Source organism: Enterococcus sp. DIV0712, from assembly GCF_050554855.1.
Classification (GTDB): domain Bacteria; phylum Bacillota; class Bacilli; order Lactobacillales; family Enterococcaceae; genus Enterococcus; species Enterococcus faecalis.
Window position 1 is genome coordinate 2,099,909 of sequence record NZ_CP187333.1, and the last position, 24,874, is coordinate 2,124,782.

25 protein-coding genes are annotated in these 24,874 nt (G+C 37.6%); 1 reads left to right on the forward strand and 24 read right to left on the reverse strand.

What is annotated here, in order from left to right; genetic code table 11:
- Positions 1-48: 48 nt before the first annotated feature.
- The 10 genes from manA to licT form a co-directional block, all read right to left on the reverse strand.
- Entirely contained in the window at positions 49-1,020 is a 972-nt protein-coding gene (gene manA / locus IGL42_RS10030) for a mannose-6-phosphate isomerase, class I (RefSeq protein ID WP_002359619.1), read from the reverse strand.
- A 41-nt stretch (positions 1,021-1,061) separates the two neighbouring features.
- Complete coding sequence (locus tag IGL42_RS10035; RefSeq protein WP_010710639.1) at positions 1,062-2,105, reverse strand: serine hydrolase domain-containing protein; 1,044 nt, start codon at positions 2,103-2,105, stop codon at positions 1,062-1,064.
- A gap of 129 nt (positions 2,106-2,234) precedes the next feature.
- Entirely contained in the window at positions 2,235-3,104 is an 870-nt protein-coding gene (locus IGL42_RS10040) for a VOC family protein (RefSeq protein WP_025191864.1), read from the reverse strand.
- A 162-nt stretch (positions 3,105-3,266) separates the two neighbouring features.
- Positions 3,267-5,135, reverse strand: a complete 1,869-nt coding sequence (locus tag IGL42_RS10045) for an ABC transporter ATP-binding protein (protein ID WP_002362258.1) — start codon at positions 5,133-5,135, stop codon at positions 3,267-3,269.
- Positions 5,132-6,859: an ABC transporter ATP-binding protein gene (locus IGL42_RS10050; RefSeq protein ID WP_010710641.1), complete on the reverse strand. Its 1,728-nt coding sequence runs from the start codon at positions 6,857-6,859 to the stop codon at positions 5,132-5,134. Before IGL42_RS10050 ends, IGL42_RS10045 begins: the two co-directional genes overlap by 4 nt.
- A 20-nt stretch (positions 6,860-6,879) precedes the next feature.
- A complete protein-coding gene (locus IGL42_RS10055; protein ID WP_002367146.1) occupies positions 6,880-7,557 on the reverse strand; it encodes a TetR/AcrR family transcriptional regulator in 678 nt (225 codons plus the stop codon).
- 147 nt (positions 7,558-7,704) lie between these two features.
- Complete coding sequence (locus IGL42_RS10060) at positions 7,705-8,274, reverse strand: guanylate kinase (RefSeq protein ID WP_002367148.1); 570 nt, start codon at positions 8,272-8,274, stop codon at positions 7,705-7,707.
- 180 nt (positions 8,275-8,454) lie between these two features.
- Positions 8,455-9,900: a glycoside hydrolase family 1 protein gene (locus IGL42_RS10065; RefSeq protein WP_010710642.1), complete on the reverse strand. Its 1,446-nt coding sequence runs from the start codon at positions 9,898-9,900 to the stop codon at positions 8,455-8,457.
- 24 nt (positions 9,901-9,924) lie between these two features.
- Positions 9,925-11,805 (reverse strand): beta-glucoside-specific PTS transporter subunit IIABC, encoded by a 1,881-nt coding sequence (locus tag IGL42_RS10070; protein ID WP_002359609.1) that lies wholly within the window; start codon positions 11,803-11,805, stop codon positions 9,925-9,927.
- A gap of 162 nt (positions 11,806-11,967) precedes the next feature.
- Positions 11,968-12,810, reverse strand: coding sequence for a BglG family transcription antiterminator LicT (licT, locus tag IGL42_RS10075; protein WP_002359608.1), 843 nt, complete (start codon positions 12,808-12,810; stop codon positions 11,968-11,970).
- Between the two features lie 301 nt (positions 12,811-13,111).
- Here licT and IGL42_RS10080 point away from each other — a divergent pair, with 301 nt between their 5' ends.
- Positions 13,112-13,738, forward strand: coding sequence for an FMN-dependent NADH-azoreductase (locus IGL42_RS10080; protein WP_002356569.1), 627 nt, complete (start codon positions 13,112-13,114; stop codon positions 13,736-13,738).
- Between the two features lie 61 nt (positions 13,739-13,799).
- Here IGL42_RS10080 and IGL42_RS10085 read toward each other — a convergent pair whose 3' ends face one another.
- From IGL42_RS10085 to smpB, 14 genes are all read right to left on the reverse strand, one after another.
- Positions 13,800-14,969: an AI-2E family transporter gene (locus tag IGL42_RS10085; protein ID WP_002381494.1), complete on the reverse strand. Its 1,170-nt coding sequence runs from the start codon at positions 14,967-14,969 to the stop codon at positions 13,800-13,802.
- A 4-nt stretch (positions 14,970-14,973) separates the two neighbouring features.
- On the reverse strand, positions 14,974-15,342 hold the full coding sequence (locus IGL42_RS10090; protein ID WP_002356567.1) for a PTS glucitol/sorbitol transporter subunit IIA: 369 nt from the start codon (positions 15,340-15,342) through the stop codon (positions 14,974-14,976).
- A gap of 127 nt (positions 15,343-15,469) precedes the next feature.
- Positions 15,470-15,646 carry a DNA-directed RNA polymerase subunit beta gene (locus tag IGL42_RS10095; RefSeq protein WP_002356564.1) on the reverse strand — a complete coding sequence of 59 codons (177 nt, stop codon included), beginning with the start codon at positions 15,644-15,646 and terminating at the stop codon, positions 15,470-15,472.
- 13 nt (positions 15,647-15,659) lie between these two features.
- The gene (gene murA, locus IGL42_RS10100; protein WP_002356562.1) at positions 15,660-16,961 is read right to left on the reverse strand and encodes a UDP-N-acetylglucosamine 1-carboxyvinyltransferase; all 1,302 of its coding nucleotides are present in this window, start codon (positions 16,959-16,961) and stop codon (positions 15,660-15,662) included.
- A 102-nt stretch (positions 16,962-17,063) separates the two neighbouring features.
- On the reverse strand, positions 17,064-17,300 hold the full coding sequence (locus tag IGL42_RS10105) for a DUF1146 family protein (protein ID WP_002356560.1): 237 nt from the start codon (positions 17,298-17,300) through the stop codon (positions 17,064-17,066).
- 188 nt (positions 17,301-17,488) lie between these two features.
- Positions 17,489-17,908, reverse strand: a complete 420-nt coding sequence (locus IGL42_RS10110) for a F0F1 ATP synthase subunit epsilon (RefSeq protein WP_002356559.1) — start codon at positions 17,906-17,908, stop codon at positions 17,489-17,491.
- 16 nt (positions 17,909-17,924) lie between these two features.
- Positions 17,925-19,331: a F0F1 ATP synthase subunit beta gene (gene atpD / locus IGL42_RS10115; protein WP_002356558.1), complete on the reverse strand. Its 1,407-nt coding sequence runs from the start codon at positions 19,329-19,331 to the stop codon at positions 17,925-17,927.
- A gap of 73 nt (positions 19,332-19,404) precedes the next feature.
- The gene (locus IGL42_RS10120; RefSeq protein WP_002359606.1) at positions 19,405-20,313 is read right to left on the reverse strand and encodes a F0F1 ATP synthase subunit gamma; all 909 of its coding nucleotides are present in this window, start codon (positions 20,311-20,313) and stop codon (positions 19,405-19,407) included.
- A gap of 15 nt (positions 20,314-20,328) precedes the next feature.
- Positions 20,329-21,885 (reverse strand): F0F1 ATP synthase subunit alpha, encoded by a 1,557-nt coding sequence (gene atpA, locus IGL42_RS10125; RefSeq protein ID WP_002356555.1) that lies wholly within the window; start codon positions 21,883-21,885, stop codon positions 20,329-20,331.
- A 28-nt stretch (positions 21,886-21,913) separates the two neighbouring features.
- Positions 21,914-22,456, reverse strand: coding sequence for an ATP synthase F1 subunit delta (atpH, locus tag IGL42_RS10130; protein ID WP_002356554.1), 543 nt, complete (start codon positions 22,454-22,456; stop codon positions 21,914-21,916).
- The gene (gene atpF / locus IGL42_RS10135; RefSeq protein ID WP_002365031.1) at positions 22,443-22,973 is read right to left on the reverse strand and encodes a F0F1 ATP synthase subunit B; all 531 of its coding nucleotides are present in this window, start codon (positions 22,971-22,973) and stop codon (positions 22,443-22,445) included. Before atpF ends, atpH begins: the two co-directional genes overlap by 14 nt.
- A 137-nt stretch (positions 22,974-23,110) precedes the next feature.
- Positions 23,111-23,332, reverse strand: a complete 222-nt coding sequence (gene atpE, locus IGL42_RS10140) for an ATP synthase F0 subunit C (RefSeq protein WP_002356552.1) — start codon at positions 23,330-23,332, stop codon at positions 23,111-23,113.
- Positions 23,333-23,380: 48 nt separating this feature from the next.
- Positions 23,381-24,100: a F0F1 ATP synthase subunit A gene (atpB, locus tag IGL42_RS10145; protein ID WP_002356551.1), complete on the reverse strand. Its 720-nt coding sequence runs from the start codon at positions 24,098-24,100 to the stop codon at positions 23,381-23,383.
- Positions 24,101-24,402: 302 nt separating this feature from the next.
- Positions 24,403-24,867 carry an SsrA-binding protein SmpB gene (smpB, locus tag IGL42_RS10150; RefSeq protein ID WP_002356550.1) on the reverse strand — a complete coding sequence of 155 codons (465 nt, stop codon included), beginning with the start codon at positions 24,865-24,867 and terminating at the stop codon, positions 24,403-24,405.
- Positions 24,868-24,874: the final 7 nt, after the last annotated feature.

Consider the following 24,874-nt stretch of genomic DNA (forward strand, 5'->3'; position numbering starts at 1 on the left):
TAATGCCAAAAAATGAGGAAATCATCTGTTGATGATCTCCTCATTTTTTTAGCGACTGCCAGGTTCTGAAGCTATAATCGTTAAATCACCTTCAAAACGCCAGCTCGGAATATCTGTTGGAAAGATAAAGCTATCGCCTTTTTTCAAATCAAAAGTAGCCACATCTGCTTTTGTAGCATCTTCTGTAATCAATCGACCCACACCTTCAATAACTGTTGCTAATGTATAAGGTGCTTGTTTTTTAACTTTTAGAATCCCACTGACACGCCACTCATAAACATTAAAGAAATCTGTTTTTACATAAGTAACAATGCTTGATTGTCCTTGATTTTCTTGTTGAATAGAGAGGTCAGGATCCTTTGCCGGAACGGTTGTCACATCAATGGATTGTTGAATATGCAATTCCCGGGTCTTTCCTTGATCATCTGTTCGATCATAATCATAAACCCGATACGTAGTATCACTGCTTTGTTGCGTTTCTAAAATTAAAATACCCGAGCCGATGGCATGAATAGTGCCACTTGGTACATAATAAAAATCGCCTTTTTTCACTGGTACTTTTCTTAAAAGATCGTCCCAACGACCTTCTTCAATCATTTCAGCTAGTTCTTCTTTTGTTTTCGCGTGATGTCCATAAATGATTTCAGCGCCAGGTTCTGCATCAATAATGTACCAACATTCAGTTTTGCCTAGCTCGCCTTCATGTTTTTGGCCATATGCATCATCGGGATGAACTTGCACGGATAAATCATCTTCAGCATCTAAAATTTTCGTTAATAATGGAAAGACAGCGCCACCTGCATGGCCGAATAACTCTTGATGGTCTGCCCACAATTCATCTAATTTTTTTCCTTTAAATTCGCCATTTAAAACAGTACTAACGCCATGTGGATGTGCACTGATTGCCCAATCTTCACCAATTTTATCGCTCGGTAAATCGAAACCAAATAGCGTGTGTAGACGATTGCCGCCCCAAATTTTTTCTTGAAAAACAGGTTGTAAAAATAATGGTTCTTGCATTGACTGTGACCTCCCAAATTGAATTCGCTCTCATTATATCACTAAAAACTAGTCATTTCATCTGAAACTGATGATTTCTCTTTTAAATAGGTTGCCAACAACTGATCTCTTTCTTCGATATAAGTGTTCCGGTGGTCCTCTGGATGGACTCGATTAGATAAAAAGATAAACGCTGATTGTTGTTGCACATCAATTAGCAAAAAAGTGCCTGTATAGCCTGTATGGAATAATAATGGCCGTTGCGTAGCTACATCATATTTAAAATCCCAGCCTAGAGAACGTGGTTTATCTGCAGCTGGCACTTGGTTAACTAGTAACAAATCAATCGTCTCTTTTTTTAAGAATTGGAGATTGTGATAACTGCCTCGATTTAAATACATTCGAACAAATTTTGTTAAATCATAGACATTGCTAAACAAGCCAGCATTCCCTGCATGTTCCCGTAAAACAAATGCCTTAGGATCATGGGTTGCACCTCGAATCAACCCTCGTTGTTCATGTAATTCTGTTGGCACACAGTTTAAAGGATTCTTTGGTAGAAACGTACTTTCGTTCATCCCTAAAGGAAGCAATACTCGCTCAGATAAAATTTCTATCATTGATTGTTGGAACATTTCTTCTAACATAAAGCCTAATAAAATAGTCCCTGCATCTGTATAGACGACTTTTTTACCTATTGCTTTGCCTGCGTGAAATGAATGATTGTAGGCGTCTTTTAATTCTTGAGCATTCAGCTGATCACGATTAGGAATATAGCCTTGTAAATCTGCCGTATGTGTCAACAAATGCCGGATTGTAATATTAGGATCTTGAAAAGAGGGATAATAGGTTTGTAATGATTGATCTAGAATAATTTTTCCTTCTTCCACTAATTGTAAAATAACGGTGGTGGTGCCGACTACTTTGGTTAAAGAAGCCACATCAAACAGCATGGCCGAGGTTAATTGTTCTTTGGTGGGTTTTACTTGTGCGAGTCCCCAACAATTGCTCTCCTCTTTTTCACCTTCAATGAAACAAAAACTAGCCCCCGAAAAAACACCTTTTTTCATCATTTTTTGAATTTTCCACTTTGTTTTTTCGTACATTTTTTCACCTTCTATTTTTAATATTAAAGGAAAAGTCTAGAATAAGTCCCGAACAAAAGTAGCGTTAAACTTTTATTCCGACTTTATTCCAGACTTGCTAAAACAAGCTTATTTTGTCTGTCTGAGCGTTTATTTTAAGACAAACCACCATTCCAAGCCAATTGGATCAAACACAGTGACAATCGCTTTTTTCTGGTCAATAAAGAACTCTTGATTTTTTGCCGTTAATTGTTGCTCCATTGCTAAAATATGGTCTTGATCAGAGAGCTTAATGGTAAAGAAATCTAAACCTAAGTGTGGATCAGGTAATTGATCCACTTCACTTGTTTCAGGTTTTTGGAATCCAATAGTTGCTTTGCCATCTTCTAAAACAAATTGATCTTTTTCATTGCGTTTTAAACCCAGAACTTCCTCATAGTATGCTTTTATTTCTTTTTGATTGTTTGTTTTTAATTGCACATGCGCTAAATATGACCCAGCGGCTAACCCTTGATGTGGCTCTAAGTCCTCACTGATAAGATCTTTAAGCACAATTGGTTGCTTTTCAGAAGTCGAATTTGCTGTTGCTTCATCGTGAAAAATCTCAAATTGATTGCCTTCAAGATCAGTAATGAACATGCTTTGTCGTGTGCCAATTTGGAAACTTTCATCAATTGGGTAGTCTTGCTCAAGCACTCGTTGAGCAATTTGTAAAAATTCTTTTTCCGTAGGAACTTTAATTGAAAAATAAGCCATTTGCTTTTCTTCATTATGAAAATCTTCGGCTTTTCTAGTTTCTTCTAAAATTAATAATTGCGTTCCTGCTTCACGTGTACCCCAGATAGACAGGTTATTTTCTTCTGACTTTAAAACAAAACCCATTACTTTTTTATAAAAGTCGACCATTTCGCCAACTTTTTTCGCACGAATGGCAATTGTTTTTAATGTCGCAGCTTTTTCTAATTGAAATTCAGTCATTTTTTTTGTTACCTCCATTTTCTTCTCTCCCATTTTATACATCTCTTGCTATTTCATCAAGTAATATCCTGTTTTTCTCAAAAGAAAATAGAAATTTTTCAATTTCGCTAACTTTTTGTCAAAAAAATAAGGCTTCAGGAACCAGTCTTTACGACTATGGTTCCTGAAGCCTTATCATGAATTACTATTTTTTTGCTTCGCCTTTTAGGCTACTTCTTCTGAAAACTGACTGTTATATAAATCAGCATAAAAACCATTTTTTGCCATTAATTCATCGTGGGTTCCTGTTTCCACAATTGAACCTTCTGCCATAACGATAATCGTATCAGCATCACGGATAGTCGACAAGCGATGAGCAACTACAAAGCTGGTCCGATTTTCCAATAAACGATTCATTGCTGCTTGAATCAGTATTTCTGTTCGAGTGTCCACACTTGAGGTGGCTTCATCCAAAATTAAAACGTCTGGATTTGCTAAGAATGCTCGTGCAATTGTAATTAATTGTCGTTGACCTTGAGAAATATTGCTGGCTTCTTCATTTAGAATCGTTTGATAGCCTTCTGGTAATTTTCTGACAAAATCATCCACATGGGCTGCTTTCGCCGCACGGATCACTTCTTCTTCGCTCGCTTGCTCATTACCATAATGAATATTGTCATAGATACTTCCAGTGAACAACCAAGTATCTTGAAGAACCATTGAAAAGTGTGCTCGCAACTCTTCGCGAGATAAATCGCGCGTATCTACGCCATCATATTTGATGCTGCCGCTACTAATATCATAGAAGCGTTCCAATAAGTTAATTAGGGTTGTTTTCCCAGCACCTGTTGGGCCCACGATTGCGACCATTTCCCCAGGTTTAACATTTAAATTGAAATCTTTCATTAATAATTTCTCTGGTGAATAGCCAAAAGCAACATGTTCAAAAGAAACACGATAAGGACTATCTGTTTCCACTGGTACGCCAGAAGGTTCATCCACCATTTCTTCTTCATCTAATACTTCAAAGACACGTTCTGCCGAAGCCACCGTAGCTTGGATTGTATTCATTAAATTAGCGATTTGAGTAATCGGTTGTGAAAATTGATTGGTATATTGAAGAAATGCTTGGACATCCCCTAAATCCATCATACCATTCGCTACTTTTACGCCACCAAGGACTGCAACAAACACATAGCCTAGATTTTTGATAAAGTTCATTAAAGGCATAATGATCGCTGAAATAAATTGTGCTTTGCGACCAGCATGGTATAATTTTTCATTTTCTTTTTCAAATACTTCTTGATCACTTTCTTCGTGGTTGAAACTTTTTACTACTACGTGACCACCGTAGGTTTCTTCGACTTGGTTATTCAATAATCCTAAGCTTTTTTGTTGAGCCGCAAAATGTTTTTGCGAGCGAGGCGCCACAACCATCACAACAATTAAACTTAATGGCACTGTTGCTAAGGCAATTAGTGTTAACTGCCAGCTAATGGTCAGCATCATCCAAAGTACACCCACAAATGTCACGATACTGGTAATTAATTGGGTTAAGTTTTGTTGTAAAGTACTCGCAATATTATCCATGTCGTTAATTGCCCGTGACATGATGTCCCCATTACTATGAGTATCATAATAGGAAATTGGAACTTTGTTCATTTTCGCTTCTAATTCTTGACGTAATTCATAAACTGTTCGCTGTGAAACACGTGTCATAATTACTTGCTGCAAGAAATTAAAGACAGCAGAAATAAGATACATGGCAATAACAATTAATAAAATTTGACCGATTTTGTCAAAATCAATTGGAAAAGATGTTATTTTTAAGCCTTGTTTCATTTCAGCAGCGCCTTTCATGACGCCTTTAAAAATTTCAGTTGTTGCCTGTCCTAATACTTTTGGTGTTTGAATTTGGAAAACGACGGCTGCGATTGCTAATACTAAGACAGCAATAATTGACAGCATTCGTTTAGACATGTACCGAAATAAACGTTTCACTGTTTTCCAGAAATTTTTTGGTTTTGGCCCTTTTGCGCCAATGTTGCGTCCTGGTCCACCGCCCATTGGTCCGCCTTTTGGTCGACTACTCATGCAAGGTCCTCCTCTCTCAATTGAGAATGTACAATTTCTTGATACGTTTGGTTGTTCGCTAATAACTCTTCATGCGTTCCTTTACCAACTAATTTCCCTTCGTCTAATACTAAAATTGTCGATGCTTCCATAACCGTACTTACACGTTGGGCCACTAAAACAACAATTGCATCCGTCATCTGCTCTTTTAAGGCTTTTCTTAAATTAGCATCTGTTTTGAAGTCCAATGCAGAAAAGGAATCATCAAAAACATAGACATCTGCTGGTTTTACTAAAGCACGAGCAATAGCCAACCGCTGGCGTTGTCCGCCAGAAAAATTACCGCCGCCTTGTTCGACATGACTATCCAAACCTTCTGCCAATTCTGAAACAAACGCCTTCGCCTGCGCAATTTCTAAAGCTTGCCAAATTTCTTCATCGGTCGCATTTGGGGCGCCGTATTGCATATTTTCACGAATCGTTCCTGTAAATAAAACAGCCTTTTGCGGTACAAAGCCAATCATTTCTCGTAAATTATGCTGTGACGTTTCTTTAATGTTTTTACCATTTAGTAAAATCTTGCCAGATTCAACATCATAAAAACGTGGTAAAAGATTAACCAGCGTTGTTTTCCCAGAACCTGTCCCACCAATAATTGCGACCGTCTCCCCAGATTTTGCTGAAAAATCTATATCTTCCAGTGCTAAGTTTTCAGCATGCTGGTAACGATAATTAACATGTTCAAACGCCAATGTTGCTTTGTCGCCTTTTAGAGAGAGTAGTTCTGGATTGGGTACATCTTTGATTTCTGAATCAGTATTTAGCACCTCATTAATCCGATCAGCAGAAGCTTGCGCCCGCGGTACCATGACAAAAATCATGGATAGCATCATGAAACTCATCAGAATTTGCATGGCATAAGTCATAAAGGCGATTAAGTTCCCTACTTCTAGTTGCATTTCCGCAATATAATGACCGCCAAACCAGGTGATTGCAATATTGGTACCACTCATAATGAGTGTCATTAAAGGAATCATCAAAGCGACAATCGTATTCACTTTAATCGCCGTTTGTGTATAATCCTTATTGGCTTCATCAAAACGTTGTTCTTCATAGTTTGCTTTGCCAAAGGCCCGAATCACACGAACTCCTGTCAGTCCTTCACGAAAAACTAAATTTAAACGGTCGGTTTTCTTTTGCATGCTCTTAAATAACGGAACCGCTAAAAACATGATACCTCCCACTAAAACAGCCATAATTGGTAAAACATATAGAAAAATTTTCGTTAATTGTGGGTCCTTGTTATACGCCATAAAACTTGCACCAATTAACGTTAAAGGTGCGTTAATCATTAAACGTAAAAACATTTGCATAACCATTTGAATCTGATTGACATCATTGGTTGTTCGTGTAATTAGCGAAGCTGTCCCAAATTTGTCAAATTCATTATTAGAAAAATTTTCAACTTTTCGATAAATATCAGTCCGTAATTTTTTACCTAAACTTTGTGATTCTTTGGTGGCAAAAAAGGTATTTCCAATAGAAGCGACAATGCTAATCAAAGAAAAGCCTAACATGACAACTCCTGTACTCCAAATATAGTTAATATCTCCTTTAGCGACACCGTCATTAATGATATTAGATGTTAATGTGGGCAGATATAAATCTGCGATAATTTGTACGATCATAAATACAACCGCTGCAAAGACCGACCATAACGACATCCGTTTGACTAGTTTAATCAACTAACTTCTCCTCCTTTTTGCTACTTATAAGCGCCATTTTTCAACCAATTTAATTTCATTTTTAATTGTTTGACTGCTTCAGTTGAATCATAGGCAGTATTTTCTCTTTGTTGACGATACCCATCAACAATTGTTGAGAAAACGGCATGCATCGCCGTCTGCATGAACCATGTGAATTCTTTTGGCGTTTCAATGGTTAATTTCGAACGATCGATTATTTGATAAAGATGTTCTGCATAGGCAGCATGCCCTTTTCTTCCTCTATGCTTATGACAGTGCTGTTTCCTATTTTTTTCCTCTTCTCCAGTCGCTAAATTATCCGTCACCCGACGTGAAGCACGATAGTCCATGTTGACAAATAAATTCCGATAGAAAGAAGCATTCTCTCCAGTTAGCACTTCGACAATCATTTTGGAGAAATAGACATCCATGGCTTCGATTAAATCACCATTTTCTGCAATAATTTGTTTCTCTAAATCTCGTTCACTATTTTTTCTTAATGTCGCAAAGTAATAAAAATACAAATCTTCTTTGTTCTCAAAATATTGATAAAAGCTACCGCGAGGAATTTCCGCTAATTTAACAATATTTGCAATTGACGCTTCTTGTAAAGAATGGCGTGAAAATTCAATTTGCGCAGCATCTAATAAGCGTTGTTGCTTTTCTTCTGGCAAATGAAAAAACGTATTCGTAGGCATATTTGTGTTCCTCCCTTTTATGACACATTGTCATATGACACCATGTCATTATAGCACTCTCTATTCAGAATGCAAGTTTTTTACAAAAAAAATCAAGCACCTAGCAAGACAAAATTGATGTTAGATTCTGTCTCACCAGTTGCTTGATTAATAATAGTGTTTGATGCATTCTTGTAACAAGCCAGCGACCTCTTTTATAGGTCCATTGGCATCTATTCGTTGATAATTAGGATATTGTTCCAATTGGTTTTTGATAAGAATTTCTTGATCATAAAGGTTTAAACGTTCTTCAATAATTTTAGGATCAGATTCTCGTTGTTTTAAACGTTGATAAATATTTTCTTTTGAAACGTCAAAAAAAACTGGAATGACGGACTCGCCGAAACGCTCAAAGACCGCTTGAAAGCCTGGAAAAGTTAACGCATTATAGGCTGGATGCTCTTTCGTTGTTTCAACGATGGCAGCTACACCGACACCGTAATAGTTTCCATGGTAAAAATCATACTCCACTAACTGATTGGTTTCAATCAAGGTTTGAAAACTTGCTTTTGTTTCAAAATAGTAATCCACACCATCCACTTCATCCAATCGTTTTTTCCTCGTAGTATGCGAGATAACTTTATAGTTTTTCGGAAAAACCTTACTTGTAATTGCGGTCTTGCCAGAACCACTAGGACCCATAATAACAAAAAATGGATGTTGTAATTGCTTAATCATTAGAAACGCTCCTCTCAGTTGTTTCTATTATAACGTATTGTGCACTATTTTGAAAAATTGACAAAAAGAGCTTGGGCCAAAAATCACTTTGGATTTTTGGCCCAAGCTTAAAAATTAATAAACGGCGGGAACAGAAGCAACAACCTACTACGCTTATCTTGTTTTGTTTAATTACAATAACTAGTCTAAGTTTTGTCCATTAGTTTCAATAACTTGTTTGTACCAATTAAACGATTTTTTTTCATAACGGTTTTTAGTACCATTTCCTTCATCGTTTAAATCAACGTAAATAAACCCATACCGTTTACTCATTTCACCTGTGGAAGCACTGACTAAATCGATACAGCCCCACGGCGTATAGCCCATTAAATCGACGCCGTCTGCAACTGCTTCTGCCATTGCTTCAATATGACGACGTAAATAATCAATCCGATAGTCGTCTTCCACATAGAAATTTTCGTCTACTTTATCAATTGCACCTAAGCCGTTTTCCACAATAAATAAAGGTTTTTGATAACGATTATATAATTCATTTAGGGCAATTCGTAAGCCTTCGGGATCAATTTGCCAACCCCATTCACTTGCTTCTAAGAAGGGATTTTTAACGCCGCCTAAAAGATTCCCATTTGCTGTATCGTTGGTAGTACCAGTAACATCGACAGCAGTCGACATATAATAACTAAAGCCAATGTAATCCACTGGGTATTCTTTTAATAATTCTAAATCTCCTTCTTCAATAACTAAGTCTTTCACAGCATATTTTTGATACATGCGTTCTGCGTATGCTGGATATTCACCACGAACTTGAACATCTGTACAATAATAATTAAACTCTTGGTTTTCAATCATTGTAGCAACTTGATTGACTGGATTCGAATCAATGCCATACGTTGTTGCATAAATAATCATACATCCAATTTGTAATTCTGGATTTAATTCATGGCCAATTTTTACAGCTTTACTACTTGCAACAAATTGATTATGCCATGCTTGGAAAATGTTTTGATAATCATTGGCTCCATTGCTTTTCACCAATCCTTGACTAAGTGCTGGGAAATGGAAAGCTGAATTAATTTCATTGAATGTCATCCAATAGTTAACTTTTTGGTGGTAACGTGTTAAAACAGTTTCCGCAAAACGTTCATAAAAGTCAACTAATTGACGATTTTTCCACCCGCCGTATTCTTTCGCTAAATGCAGTGGCATTTCATAATGAGAAATCGTAATTACTGGTTCAATGTTATAGCTTAAACATTCATCGATAACCGCATCATAAAATTTCAAGCCGGCTTCATTCGGTTGTGTTTCATCTCCTTGTGGAAAAATACGCGACCACGCAATTGAAAACCGATAACATTTGAAGCCCATTTTAGCAAACAACGCAATGTCCTCTTTAAAACGATCATAGTGATCAATTCCTGTATGATTAGGGTAGCGATATTTCGTTTCGTCAATCGTCCAATCAAACGCTTCATCTCCTAAAATAGCGAAACGTTGTTTTCCTCCAGGCATCGCATCTGCCACAGATAACCCTTTACCATCGGCTAAGTAAGCCCCTTCTAATTGATTGGCTGCGGTCGCACCGCCCCATAAAAATCCTTTTGGAAATTTTGTCGTTGTTGTCATACTTGTTCCTCCTCCAATTGTCTTTTATTTAATAATGGCTAAAAAGTCTTCACCATGTAACACGTCTGTTTGGTTCATATCCAAAACATCTAAATAATCATTCGTATTCGTTACCACAATCGGTGTAACTACTGGATAACCAGCTTCTTTAATGGCAGCAATATCAAAAGTAACCAGCAAATCTCCTTTTTTAACAGAATCACCTTGTTTCACTGATAATTCAAAGCCTTTACCATCTAATTCGACCGTATCCATGCCAATATGCATTAATAATTCAACGCCCTCTGTTGTCGTCAAGCCAACAGCATGTCCTGTCGGAAATAATGTGGTGATTTCACCATCTGCGGGTGCATACAGTTTGCCTTCAGTCGGCTCAATTGCAACACCTTTTCCTAAAGCACCTGAAGCAAAAACAGGGTCTTGTACTTTTTCTAGCGGTAAAATTTCACCTTGAAGTGGACTTGCTAAAATAATTTTATCTTCTTGATTCGTTTTTACAGGTGCCACCATCTTATCAGTTTCTGTTTTTTCAGTTGCTGTTTCTGGATTAGGTTGATCTTCAAAACGTAAGACAAACGTTAAGACAAACGCAATGATAAAGGCAATTCCGGCACCAATTGCACCAGTAATCATCGGTGCAGTATCTTTTGTCTCTGCAGGAATAAAGCCAGGCAAGCTCAACATACTAACCAAGCCAAACGTAAAGTTTTTCACGTGATTCATAGCCACAAATGCACCACCGATACCGCCACCAATACAAGCTGCAATAAATGGTTTTTTCAATGGTAAAGTCACGCCATATACAGTTGGTTCAGTAATTCCAAAAATAGTCGTAATACTTGAAGACAAAGCCAAACCTTTTAGTTTCACATTTTTTGTTAGGAAAAAGACAGCTAAAGCAGCCCCGCCTTGTGCAATAACGGCTGGTAATAACATCGGTACCATCGTATCGCCACCTTGTGTTAAGTTTAACATCATAATTGGTACAAAGCCCCAATGCATACCAAACATTACCAAGACTTGCCACAACGAACCCATTAATAACCCTGCGATAATTGGACTAAAAGCGTAAATTGCGTTGTATCCTTGTCCCAACCAATCGCCGATGACCGTCCCGATAGGACCAATAGCTAAGAAGGTAACAGGTGCCATAATAAGGAAAACAGCTAACGGAACGCAGATAATTTGTAGAAAACTCGGAATTACTTTTTTGAAGAAACGTTCTACATAACTTTGTGCAAAAACAGCCAAAATAATTGGTAAAACCGAAGAAGTATAGCCACTTGGCCCAATAATCACTGGAAGACCAGCAAAGCTAATTGTTTTGCCTGCTAAAGCAGTAATGCTGGGATGAACCAAGGCCATCGCCAAAGCAACCGCTAAAAAGGGATTAGTATTGAATTTTTTAGCAGCCGTAAACGCTAACATAATTGGTAAGAAAGTAAATAAACCATCTGCAATCGAAAAGAGAACAAGATATACGCCTGAAGTGTCAGCTAACCAGCCCATAGTTACAGCCAATGTTAAGAAGCCTTTTAGAACCCCAGCGCCGGCCATTGCACCTAAAAACGGTGTAAAAATAGAAGAAATAATATCAATTAAACGGTTAAAGATATTTCCGCCACTTTCTTTTTCTCTATTATCAGAATCATTACCTAGTCCACTGTTAGCCATCAAATCCTTATAGACATCACTAACGTGACTGCCAATAACCACTTGATATTGTCCTGCACTTTGAACTACCTGAATAACATCTGGGTCAGCATTCAATGCAGCTGTATCTGCTTTATTTTCATCTTTTAATTTAAAACGTAAGCGTGTAGCACAGTGAACAACACTATTAACGTTGCCTTCGCCCCCAACAGCTTTTAACACACGTGCTGCAATTTCTTGATTTTTACTCATCTCTAGATCCTCATTTCCATTAATTTTTAATATCAAAAAAACCTACATTGAAAAAGAGCCAGATCCTTCTCTTCACAGCTGCGCAGTCTGCGAAAATCGTTATCGGTTTTTTCAATCTAGGTTTTGCCTGCATTATCAGTAACAATCCGCGATTATTGGTTGTTATGCTTTTTTATCATTGACCACTCTTTGGATATGAATGGTTAAATAAATCATTTCCGCTTGATCAATTGGTCGATCATAGCTTTTTAATAAATACTCATTAATACGTTGGACCGCTTGAAACGCCTTAGGATACTTTCCTTGGACCAAAGCAAAAAGAAATTCGTCCTCCTCATCATGCGCTTCTTGTTTTAAATAACGTTGCGCAAAATATTGAAGATGTGTAACAATTCGTTGATAGTTCAATGAATCTTCATCAAACACCTGTCCAAAGTAGCGACTAATAATCGTTAAAATATCACGAACCATCTTGGTTGCTTCCATGGTAACTTCCATATTGCCATTTCCTTGTTCAGCATTCACAATATGAAAAGCAATGAAGCCCGCTTCATTTTCTGAAAATTGAACCCCTAGCTTTTCAGCAATAATCGCTAATGCTTGCTTTGCGATTTCAAATTCTTTAGGATAAAATTTGCGTGTTTCGAATACAAGAGGATTCGGAATATCAATTCCTTCTTTGGCTCGAAGTAACGCATAGTGAATATGATCCGTTAAAGTTAAATAAATATTTGATGAAAGCTCAATCGCTAGCGTTGTTTCTGCTAAATCAACGATTTGTTTGACGACTTCTACTTCTTTGGTGGGGACGTCTTCAAACAGCTGCTGGAATTGCCCTGCCATAGCGGAGTCCTTTAACACGAATTCCTTTTCAACATAATCTGGATTGATCGTGTCTCCAATCTTCTTTTGAAAGGCTAAGCCGCGTCCCATATAAACAATTTCTTCGCCTTGCTCATTTCTTGAAAGCACGACATTATTATTTAAAACTTTTTCAATCCTCATGATGAATGCAACCTCACTTTTTTATAAAAAAAGCCCAGAATCCCTCCACTGATTGTGTTAATGGAAGACTCTGGTTTTGCCTGCAAAGCAGTAACAATCCTTATTTACAAAGTAATAATAGCATGCTTTTTTTTAATATGCAAGCCTTTCCAAAAAAATATTTTTATTTATTTTTTACTCTGTTGATCCATTTTAAAAAAAAGTTTACTAAAAGTAAAAAAAAGACTTGCTTTCTCTTACTTTTTATTAGTAAAATAGAGATGTTGAATTTTTAAACTATTTATTTTAAGGAGATTACACAATGTCAAAATTATTAGTTGTTAAAGCACATCCATTAACAAAAGAAGAATCACGCTCAGTTCGTGCGTTAGAAACATTTTTAGCTTCATACCGTGAAACAAATCCATCAGACGAAATCGAAATTTTAGATGTTTATGCACCAGAAACAAACATGCCGGAAATCGATGAAGAATTATTATCTGCTTGGGGTGCACTTCGCGCTGGCGCAGCATTTGAAACATTAAGCGAAAACCAACAACAAAAAGTGGCTCGTTTTAATGAATTAACTGATCAATTTTTATCTGCCGACAAAGTAGTAATTGCTAATCCAATGTGGAACTTAAACGTACCGACACGCTTAAAAGCTTGGGTAGATACAATCAACGTTGCTGGAAAAACATTCCAATATACTGCAGAAGGACCAAAACCTCTAACAAGTGGTAAAAAAGCCTTACACATCCAATCAAATGGCGGCTTCTACGAAGGAAAAGATTTTGCTTCTCAATACATTAAAGCGATTCTAAACTTTATTGGTGTTGAGCAAGTCGACGGATTATTCATCGAAGGAATCGATCATTTCCCTGATCGCGCGGAAGAACTTTTAAATACTGCCATGACCAAAGCAACTGAATACGGTAAAACATTCTAAATTTTCCGAGTGATTTACATCAAAAAGAGACAAGCAGTTCATTCACTGCTTGTCTCTTTTGTTACGTAGATTCTTGTTGATCTGGCTTATCTTCATCATACAAACCGGAAACGATTTGGTACCACTCAAAAATGTGTGTAATTATCACCTTAGCTGCGGCATAAACAGGAATTCCTAAAATCACCCCGACAATCCCAAATAGTTTACCAGACGTTAATAAAACAACCAAAATGGTGACTGGATGAATGGATAACTGACTGCCTAGGACAAGTGGTGAAATAAACCGACCTTCGACCGTTTGCTCAATGGCAAAAACAATCAAGACTTTAATTAACAAAGCTGGCCCACTGACAATTCCTAAAAAGACTGCTGGAATCATGGCTAAAAATGAACCTAAATAAGGGATTAAATTTAAAAAGCCTGCTGCAATACCTAAAGTGACTGCATAATCTAAGCCAATGACAGAAAAACCAATCATAAACATAATTGCCACTGCGAAAGCGACAGTTAACTGTCCTCTAATATAAGAAGAGACTTGATCATTGACTTCTGCAAGAACTTTTAAGGTTGGTTTACGCATCTTCACTGGTAAAAACTTCATTAAATATGGCGCTAAGTTTTTGCCATCTTTCAGTAAATAAAATAGAATAAACGGCATCGTAATGATGGCGACAAAGATCGTAGCCACCGCCCCAAAGAAATTACCAATTCCTTGTACTGTGAACGTTGAGACGTTTTTAATGATGGTACCTAACGAGCTGACAACTTTATCGCCTGCCGCTTCAAGTTGTTCTCTAAATTGCGCGAAAAGTGGATCACTTAATATTTCCTGCGATTTTTGATCAATTGTATCAATATATTGAGGAAAATGATTCACAAAGCTGACAGATTGCTCACGAATTTTAGGAACGATTACAATACCACCCCAAATGAGTAGTGCCACAATTAAAATAAATAGGCCGATAATACTCCAGACACGTGAGATTTGTTTTTTCTCTAAATAATCGACAATTGGATTTAATAAATAATATAAAATCCCCGCCATAATTACTGGTAAGCCGACAACGCCGAAAAACTGCCAGACGGGCTTAAATAAATAAGAAACTTTCGTAAAAGTTAGAATAATTAACAGCACCAATAAGACAATCAGTAAGGCTGTTACTACTTGATTATTTAAAAACCAACGCCAAAACCAAGACAGGCGTTTATCAGTCGTTTGTTTTTTATCCATTGATTCACGCTCCATTTACTAAATAATCAATTGTTGTTCCAATAGTTATCTTTGGTAACTGATGGGGCGTTAAATAAACACCATTCCGGATAACATCATCCTCATCGGTTGGTGCATCAGCAAAGATTAAAGTGCTGTGAGCGATACTTTGCAAGTTACTATTGGCAAAAGAACCCACTTTTGTGATTGTATAGTTTGTATCGCCAATTTTCAGATGATCTCCTTCTGCCAAGGTAACTTGGTCTTTTTCTGGGAATGATTGAATAACTGCATGTTGCTTCAAGGTATCGGTAGCAGTTTCTCCAAAAAGAATAATCATTTTTTCTGAATCATCGATTGCATGTTTGCCTATTTCTGTTACGGTTGCTTGCATCTTCCATCCCACTCCTTCATTATCTTACTTCTATTATTATAGCATAGAATAAAATAGATATTCAGGAAAAAGAAAAGGCGGTGAACAATCGTCAATTGACTTTTGTTCACCGCCTTAAAATAAGTTTTTATTTAAAGAAGTTCATAATATGAGTCCAAATTTTTTCATCAAAGACATCCATTGGATTCCCATTTCCAATCAAACCATAACCAATCATTGTTCCCACAACAAATAAGATAATGACTAACGAAATGACCACTAGAATTTTCAATAATGTTACTAAAATATAACGAAATGAACTCATACGTTTGACTCCTTTAGATTACTGTCGTTGCTTGTTTTTCTTCAATTTTTTCATCATTGACACGTTCAACGTTCGCGCCTAATTTTTGAAGTTTTTTATGGAACTCATAATAGCCACGATCTAAATATTTCAAATTAGAGACACGTGTAATGCCATTTGCACGTAACCCTACTAAAATCAATGCGGCAGCTGCCCGTAAATCAGTGGCTTCCACTGCTGCTCCTTGTAACTCGTTGCCACCATTAATAACGGCAATGTTGCCGTCAATTTTTAAGTCAGCGTTCATTCGACGCATTTCCTCTAAGTGTTGGTAACGATTTTCAAAGACTGTTTCTGTCACGATGCTTGTTCCTTCAGCAAACATTTGGATCGCTGTCATTTGTGCTTGCATGTCTGTTGGGAAACCAGGATGCGGCATTGTCTTAACATCTGTTGGTTTTAGATGTTTTGGTCCAATTACACGGATGCCATTTTCTTCTTCTTCAATGATTGCACCCATTTCAGTTAATTTAGAAATTAGCGGACGATTATGTTCAGAAATTGCTTCTTCAATTAAAACATTGCCCTCAGTCATTGCTGCAGCTACCATGAACGTACCTGCTTCAATTCGATCTTGAACGATTGAATGCTCTACGGCATGTAATTTATCGACGCCTTCGATACGCATCGTTTCTGTTCCAGCACCGATAACATTGGCACCCATTTTGTTTAAAATGTTTGCTAAGTCAACGATTTCAGGTTCACGAGCAACGTTTTCAATGATGGTTGTTCCTTTCGCACGAACAGCAGCCATCATAATGTTTTGCGTAGCGCCGACACTTGGGAAGTCTAAGTAAATAGTGTTACCGATTAGTTCATCCGCAATTGCTTCAATGTAACCATTTTTTTGGATGATTTTTGCACCTAATGCTTGGAAGCCTTTTAAGTGTAAATCAATTGGTCGTTTCCCAATGGCACAGCCACCTGGCATTGCCACTTTGGCATGGCCATTACGAGCCAATAAAGGTCCCATTACAACGATAGAAGCACGCATTTTACTAACGTACTCATAGTTTGCTTCGATCCCTAAAGGTTGTGTTGCGTCTATTGTTACTTCATTCGCGTCTTCATCAAAATCAATGGCTACATTCAAATGCTTAATTACTTGATTCATTGTAAATACATCAGATAAAATTGGTACATTTTTTAAAGTAGTAACGCCTTCTTCAGCTAAAAGAGTAGCTGCTAAAATTGGTAAAACAGCGTTTTTGGCGCCTTCAATTTTTACAGTTCCTTCTAATTTTGTATTACCACCATGAACAATAATTTGTTCCATTTTGTTCCCCCCAAAAAAATGAGAATAGGTATTCCTATTCAAAATCTTTACTATTATACCATTATTCAACTAAAAATTGTACCTTTTTTTATTTTTCAATTTTTAAGGAAAATACACAATGAAAAGATTTCGACAAAGCGCAATCAATTCTAAAGCAAACGAGCTAACTGTGTATCCGATAGCGATGGCGAAAAATACCATCAACATTCTGATTTGCGGTGTAAATTGGGTTTTGAAAAATTGCTCAATACGCAATGATTGCAACGCCCAAAAACTTATGTAAATGAACATAAGATGACTAACGATTCGAACAATAGCATCTACTCCATAGTATTGCATAAGGAGCCTCCTTTTTTCTAACGTAGGAACATTTTATCACAAAATAATAAAAACCGATAATTAATCCACTTGAAATGCCAAAATTTGACACTATTTATTAAAAAATACGAAGAAATAGAGTTTAAGGCAACTGACTCAATAGCAAGCGCCTTAAACTCTACAAAAGTGACTGAATCCTTCAGCCTTTTTTACCCATGTTTCGATACGTTGATCCGGTTGATTGCTCGATGCAAAGCAACAGTCGCACGACGTAGTTGATCGCGGTCGTCTTTTGCTTTGGCTTCTTCAATTAAACGTTCTGCTCGTTGTTTTGCTCGTTCAGCACGAGGCACATCGATATCTCGTTCACGTTCGGCACTATCGGCAATAATAGAAACGACATTATCACGGACTTCCATGATACCACCATTTACAGCTACCCAGTCAACATGTGTATCTGAATCGGTCCGTTTGATGCGGACTTCATCAATCGCTAGCGGAACGATGATTGGCGCATGTTTTGGTAAAATACCAATTTCACCATCTGTTGTTTTCGCCACAACGATTTTTGCATGGTGGTCATAAACTAGACCATTAGGCGTTACTACATTCACAGTAAGACTATCCATTGTGTTTGCCGCCTTTCTAGTAGTTTAATTGTTTCGCTTTTTCGATGGCATCTTCAATTTTACCGACACTCCGGAAGGCTTCTTCTGGCAGATTGTCATGTTTACCTTCAAGAATTTCTTTAAAGCCACGAACTGTTTCCGCAACTGGTACATAAGAACCAGGTTGACCTGTAAATTGTTCAGCAACGTTAAAGTTTTGAGATAAGAAGAATTGAACACGGCGTGCGCGACCAACAAGTACTTTTTCGTCATCTGATAATTCGTCCATCCCTAAAATAGCGATGATATCTTGTAATTCACGGTAACGTTGTAAAATATGTTGCACTTCGGTAGCCACTTCGTAGTGTTCTTCTCCAACAATTTCAGGAGCCAAGGCACTAGAAGATGAAGCTAACGGATCTACCGCTGGATAAATCCCTTGTTCGGTTAATTTACGTTCCAAGTTAGTTGTTGCATCCAAATGGGCAAACGCTGTTGCTGGCGCTGGATCGGTATAGTCATCGGCTGGAACATAGATTGCTTGAATAGAGGTAATTGATCCTTTTTTCGTTGAAGTAATCCGTTCTTGTAATTGTCCCATTTCAGTCGCTAAGGTTGGTTGATAACCAACGGCTGACGGCATCCGACCTAAAAGGGCAGAAACTTCTGAACCGGCTTGGGTGAAACGGAAAATGTTATCAATAAATAATAGCACGTCTTGTCCTTCCACATCACGGAAATATTCAGCAATCGTTAACCCAGTTAAGGCCACACGCATCCGTGCACCTGGTGGTTCGTTCATTTGACCAAAAACCATGGCTGTTTTTTCAATAACGCCTGAATCTTTCATTTCATAGTACAGGTCGTTCCCTTCACGTGTCCGTTCACCAACACCAGTAAAGACGGAAATCCCTCCATGTTCTTGGGCAATATTATGAATTAATTCTTGAATTAAGACGGTTTTACCAACACCGGCACCACCGAAAAGTCCGACTTTACCACCTTTTAGATAAGGTGCTAATAAGTCAATAACTTTAATCCCTGTTTCTAAAATTTCATTACTGGTACTTAATTCATCAAATGCTGGCGCTTTTTTATGAATCCCACTACGTTCAGCATCTGCAGGGAATGGTGCTTCTAAGTCAATTGTGTCTCCTAAAACGTTAAACACACGACCCAATGTATCTTTACCAACAGGAACTGAAATTGATTTTCCTGTATCGATAACTTCCATTCCACGTTGTAAACCATCTGTCGATTCCATAGCGATAGAACGAATCACTCCATCACCTAGTTCTAAAGCGACTTCAAGTACTACTTTTTGTTTTGCTTCGCCATTTTTATAAACGACTAAAGCGTTGTTAATATCGGGTAAGGATTGATCTAATGAAAATTCCACGTCAACAACGGGACCGATTACTTGAACAATCTTTCCTGAACTCATAATTTCTTTCCTCCAGTCTTCATAAAGTCACACGCTTTGAACGTTTTTATAAACGTTCAAACGTAAGACTAGATTATTCTAGTGCAGCTGCACCAGCAACAATTTCTGTAATTTCTTGGGTAATCGCCCCTTGACGAGCACGGTTATAAGAAATTGTTAAATCGCTAATAATATTTTGCGCATTGTCAGTGGCTGTTTTCATGGCGGTCATCCCAGCAGCATGTTCTGCTGTTTTCGCATCAATGATCGCCCCATAAATTAAGCTTTCTGCATATTGTGGTAATAATTGATCCAAGATTGCTTCAGGTGAAGGCTCTAAAAGATATTCTTGTTCGTAAGAGGTCGCCTCTGATGGATCTAAATCAGTAATTGGCAACATTTTTTCCACACGAAACTGACTCGTTAGTGAGTTAACGTGGTGATTATAACAAACATACAATTCATCAAACACTTCGTTTTGGTACATAGTCGTTGCCGTTGTCACAATCTTACGGACTTCTTCAAACGTTGGTTGATCCGTTAAGCCTCTTAGCTCATAGGAAACATCGATTCCGCGTGCTTTAAAGAAATCCGCCCCTGTACCACCAATAGCGATTAAGGCATATTCTTTATTAGAATCATGGTCTTCTTGAATCATACTCATGGTTTGTTTTAAGATTGAGCTATTGTAGCCACCAACTAACCCTTTGTCAGAAGTGATAACGATATAGCCTGTTTTTTTGACAGGTCGTTGTGCTAACATCACATGATAGTTCCCTTCACTAAGAGAAGATTGTTCTGTTTCACGTAATTCACTTAACTGAGCAGCTACTAAATGCGTAACGACACTACGAATTTTTGAAGAATATTCTTGAAAGCTTTTAGAGGCGCCTTCTGACTTGGTCAATTTGGCTGCAGAAACCATTTGCATCGCTTTGGTAATTTGGCTTGTCTTTTTTGTTGATGCAATGCGTTGTTTGATTTCGTTTAATGAAGCACCCAATGTCGCTCACCTCTCTTATGCGTTATCGATTTTTTCTAAAGCTTCTTTGGCTGAATCTCCGCTATTGTTTGCCGCTGCAAACATTTCAGAAAACTCTGTAATCGCTGCATCTAATGCATCAGTATCTGGTAAGTCTTTCGTTGTACGAATGGTTTCCAATAAGTCTGCATGTTTGCCATCAAAATAATCGAATAAATCTTGTTCAAAGTGTAAAATTTTATCCACGCTCACGCTATCTAAAAAGCCGTGTGTTAACGCATATAAAATTAAGACTTGTTTTTCTACAGGCAGTGGCGCATGTAGTTTTTGTTTTAAAATTTCTACCGTACGACGACCACGGTTTAATTTAGCTTGGGTTGCCGCATCTAAATCAGAGCCAAATTGTGTAAAGGCTTCTAACTCACGGTAACTAGCTAAGTCTAAACGAAGCGTTCCGGCAACTTTTTTCATTGCTTTGATTTGCGCTGATCCTCCGACCCGAGAAACAGATAACCCAGCATCAACGGCTGGACGAGTGCCTGCATAGAACAAGTCGCTTTCTAAGAAAATTTGTCCATCAGTGATTGAAATAACGTTTGTTGGAATATAAGCAGAAATATCGCCTGCTTGTGTTTCAACGAATGGTAAGGCTGTCATTGAACCGCCACCTAATTCATCACTTAATTTAGCTGCACGTTCTAATAAACGTGAGTGTAAATAGAAGACATCCCCTGGATAAGCTTCACGACCTGGTGGACGGCGTAATAGTAGAGAAAGTTCACGATAAGCCACGGCTTGTTTTGATAAGTCATCAAAAATAATTAAGACATGTTTGCCGTTATACATGAATTCTTCACCCATTGCAGTTCCTGCATATGGTGCAATGTAAAGTAATGGTGCTGGTTGTGAAGCCCCTGCAGTCACAACGATTGTATAATCTAAGGCACCAAATTTACGAAGTGTTTCTACTTGGTTACGAACAGTAGATTCTTTTTGACCAATCGCTACATAAATACAAATTACATCTTGTCCTTTTTGGTTAATAATTGTATCAATTGCAATCGATGTTTTCCCTGTTTTACGGTCTCCAATAACTAATTCCCGTTGTCCACGACCAATTGGTACGAGGGCATCAATGGCTTTTAAACCAGTTTGCATTGGTTCAGCAACAGATTGACGTTGCATAACACCGGGAGCTGTTGCTTCCACAGGACGTGTTTTGTCTGTTTTAATTTCGCCTAAACCATCTAATGGTTGACCTAATGGATTAACAACACGGCCAATCAAAGCTTCCCCAACGGGTACTTCCATGATTTTGCCTGTGCGTTGTACTTTATCTCCTTCACGAATGGTTTCAAAATCGCCAAGGATAATAATCCCTACATCATTTGTTTCTAAGTTTTGTGCCATTCCGTATGAACCGTTTGAAAACTCAACAAGTTCTCCACTCATGGCATTTTCTAAACCGTGGGCGCGGGCAATTCCGTCACCGACGTAAGTGACTGTTCCAACTTCTTCAACAGCAAGCTGTTGTTGATAGTTTTCGATTTGTTCTTTAATCAAGGCACTGATTTCTTCTGCTTTGATAGCCATTCAATTCACCTCTTTGTAGTCCTAAAGATTATTTTAATAACTTCTGCTGCATATGTTCTAATTGTTTGCGGATGCTGCCATCGATTACTTGATGGTTTGCTTCAATAACCACTCCGCCGACAATTGACGGGTCAATTAAATTGACTAAATGCGCTTGTTCATACCCTAATAATTGGGCAGCTTTTTCTTCCATTGCTTGATGTTGTTCTTTTGATAAAGGAATGGCTGTTGTCACTGAACCCAAAATTAGTCCTTGGTGCTCATCATAACGTCGTTCATATTCATCAATCATCAAGAGCAGATCGTACATGCGACGATATTCGTAAACCACTCGCAAAAAGTTTTGCATCATTTCACTAAAACCTGTTACTAGTTTTTCCATGATGCTATCTTTTTCATAAGGTTCTAAGCGATCATCACTTAAAATATCGCCAATACCAGGTACTTGGTGATAGACTTCGCGAAGCGTCAATAATTCTTGATAAATTGCTTCAGCTTGGTTCTTTTCAACTGCCAACTCAAACAAAGCCTTGCCGTAGCGTTTACCAACTGTATATTTATCTAGTTTCATTTGCTTTACCTAAACTTTCAATATAAGAATCAATCAATGCTTCATGTGCATCTGGTGTTAATTCTTTATTTAAAATTTTGGCTGCAATTTGAAGAGAAAGATCTGCCACTTCATTTTTTACTGAAGACAATGCTTCTTCACGTTCTTGAGAAATATCTGTCCGAGCTTTTTCGCGTAGGCGAGTAACTTCCGCAGTTGTTTCTTTTAATGTTTTTTGGCGAGTCTGTTCTCCACTTTCTTTCGCGTTTTTAATAATTTCAGCTGCTTCTGATCTGGAAGAAAGTAATTGTTGTTGACGTTCTTTTTCCATTTTCGCTGCTGCTACGCGAGATTGTTCTGCAGAGTCTAAATCGTTGGCAATTTTTTCTTCACGTTGTGTCAAAATATCTACGATTGCTCCCCATGCATATTTCTTTAATAAGAGCATCAAGATTAAAAATGCACCACTGACAACAATCATCGTGCCTAGTGTGGTACTAGGAGCCGTTTCACCGACTACCAATGTAGTAAGTAGCATGAAGTCTCAACTTCCTTTCCTGCAAAAATCGATTTAGCTTCTTCAACTGCTTTATCACCAGCTATTGAAAAGGCTAAAGATAGAAGAAAGCAGTGACGGTCCCGATAATAATCAGCGTCCTGCCTCCATTTTATTGCTTATCTGAATAAAAGTAATAAAGAAACAACGACACCTAAAATTGGCACAGCTTCGATTAAAGCGACCCCGATAAACATTGTTGTTCTTAATTGACCAGACATTTCTGGTTGACGAGTCATTGACTCGATTGTTTTTGAAATAACTTGTCCGTTACCGATAGCGGCTCCGATAGCTGAACCGAAAATTGCAATTGCTGCTGCGATAAAATTTAATCCTTCCATTGTGTAAAATCCTCCTAAAAGATAATTTTTGTCCTTCGTATTTCTTGATTATTCTTCTGTTTCAATTTTGTGTGACATATAAACCATTGAAAGTGTCACAAAGATAAACGCTTGGATACATCCAATAAAGATTGAGAATGCTACCCAAATCATTTCTAGCGGAATTGCTAGTGGGATAACCCATAATCCAACGCTTGCTACGGTTCCAGCAATCAAGCCCAATAGAACTTCGCCGGCAAAAATGTTTCCGTACAAACGCAAGCCTAATGTTAATAGATTCGTGAATTCTTCCATTAATTTTACCGGTAGTAAGAAACCAACGGGTCTTAAATAACTATTAACTAGATAGCCTTTAAAACCAAAGCGTTTCATACCAAAGAAGTGTGTTAAGACAATCATCATCATCGCTAACGTTAAGGTTACGATTGGATCGGCGGTTGGACTTTTCCAAACGCTGAGATCGTCGCCCACAACGATTTTTGTAACGAGACCCAAGATGTTTGAAACAAGCACAAACATGAACAGGGTAAACGCCATTAAATGAAAATTGCTCACTTCTTTACGAGGTAAATTGTCTGTAATGATTCCACGAATAAAATCCACTAACCATTCGATGACCGTTTGTTTGCCTTTAGGTCGTAGCTTCATATTTCTCGTACAAGCATAGACAAAGGCGAAAACAATGATACACGTCAACAGCACCATCAAAACAATGGTTCCATCAAACCAAATTGGTCCGATATTGAAGAGTAATTTCTTCTCTTCCAAATCAATTCACCTCTTTTCCAACAATCTTTCAGAAGTTTCATCCTACTCCTGAGTGATAATCCCTGGCAAAGCTATCGTACCACCACTTGTTGATAATTTACAAATAGTTTACTTTTAAAATTTCATGTGTTGAAAATTGGTTGGAAAACCTTTTCCATAAACCAATCTAATGCAGGGTGGTACTGCTTTCCGAAGCGATTAAAAAATGAATCATTTACATTCATTTACTCAACACTTACCAGATTTTACACCTAATCCGAAGAAAGGCAAGCAAATATGCGAAAAAGAATAAATTTACATTTTTAACGTCGGTTATTTTTTAATGTTCGGCTGATTTGTCGGTCAACTTCCTTACGTTTCAAGTCTTCACGCTTGTCGTACTGCTTTTTCCCTTTAGCTAAACCAATCAAAACTTTGGCATAGCCGTCTTTAATATAGACCTTCAAAGGTACTAATGTGATACCTGTATTTTTGGTTTCGCCGATTAACTTATTAATTTGTTTTTTGTGTAATAATAATTTTCTGGTACGTAATGGGTCATGATTAAAAATATTGCCCTGTTCATATGGACTAATATGAACATTATACAAAAAGGCTTCTCCGTTTCGAATTCGTGCAAAACCATCTTTTAAATTGATACGACCATTTCGAATAGATTTGATTTCTGTTCCTTGTAAAACAAGCCCAGCTTCAACCGTATCGATAATTGAATAATCATGTCTAGCTTTGCGGTTTTGTGCGATTAATTTTCCTTCCCCTTTTGGCATAAGCGAC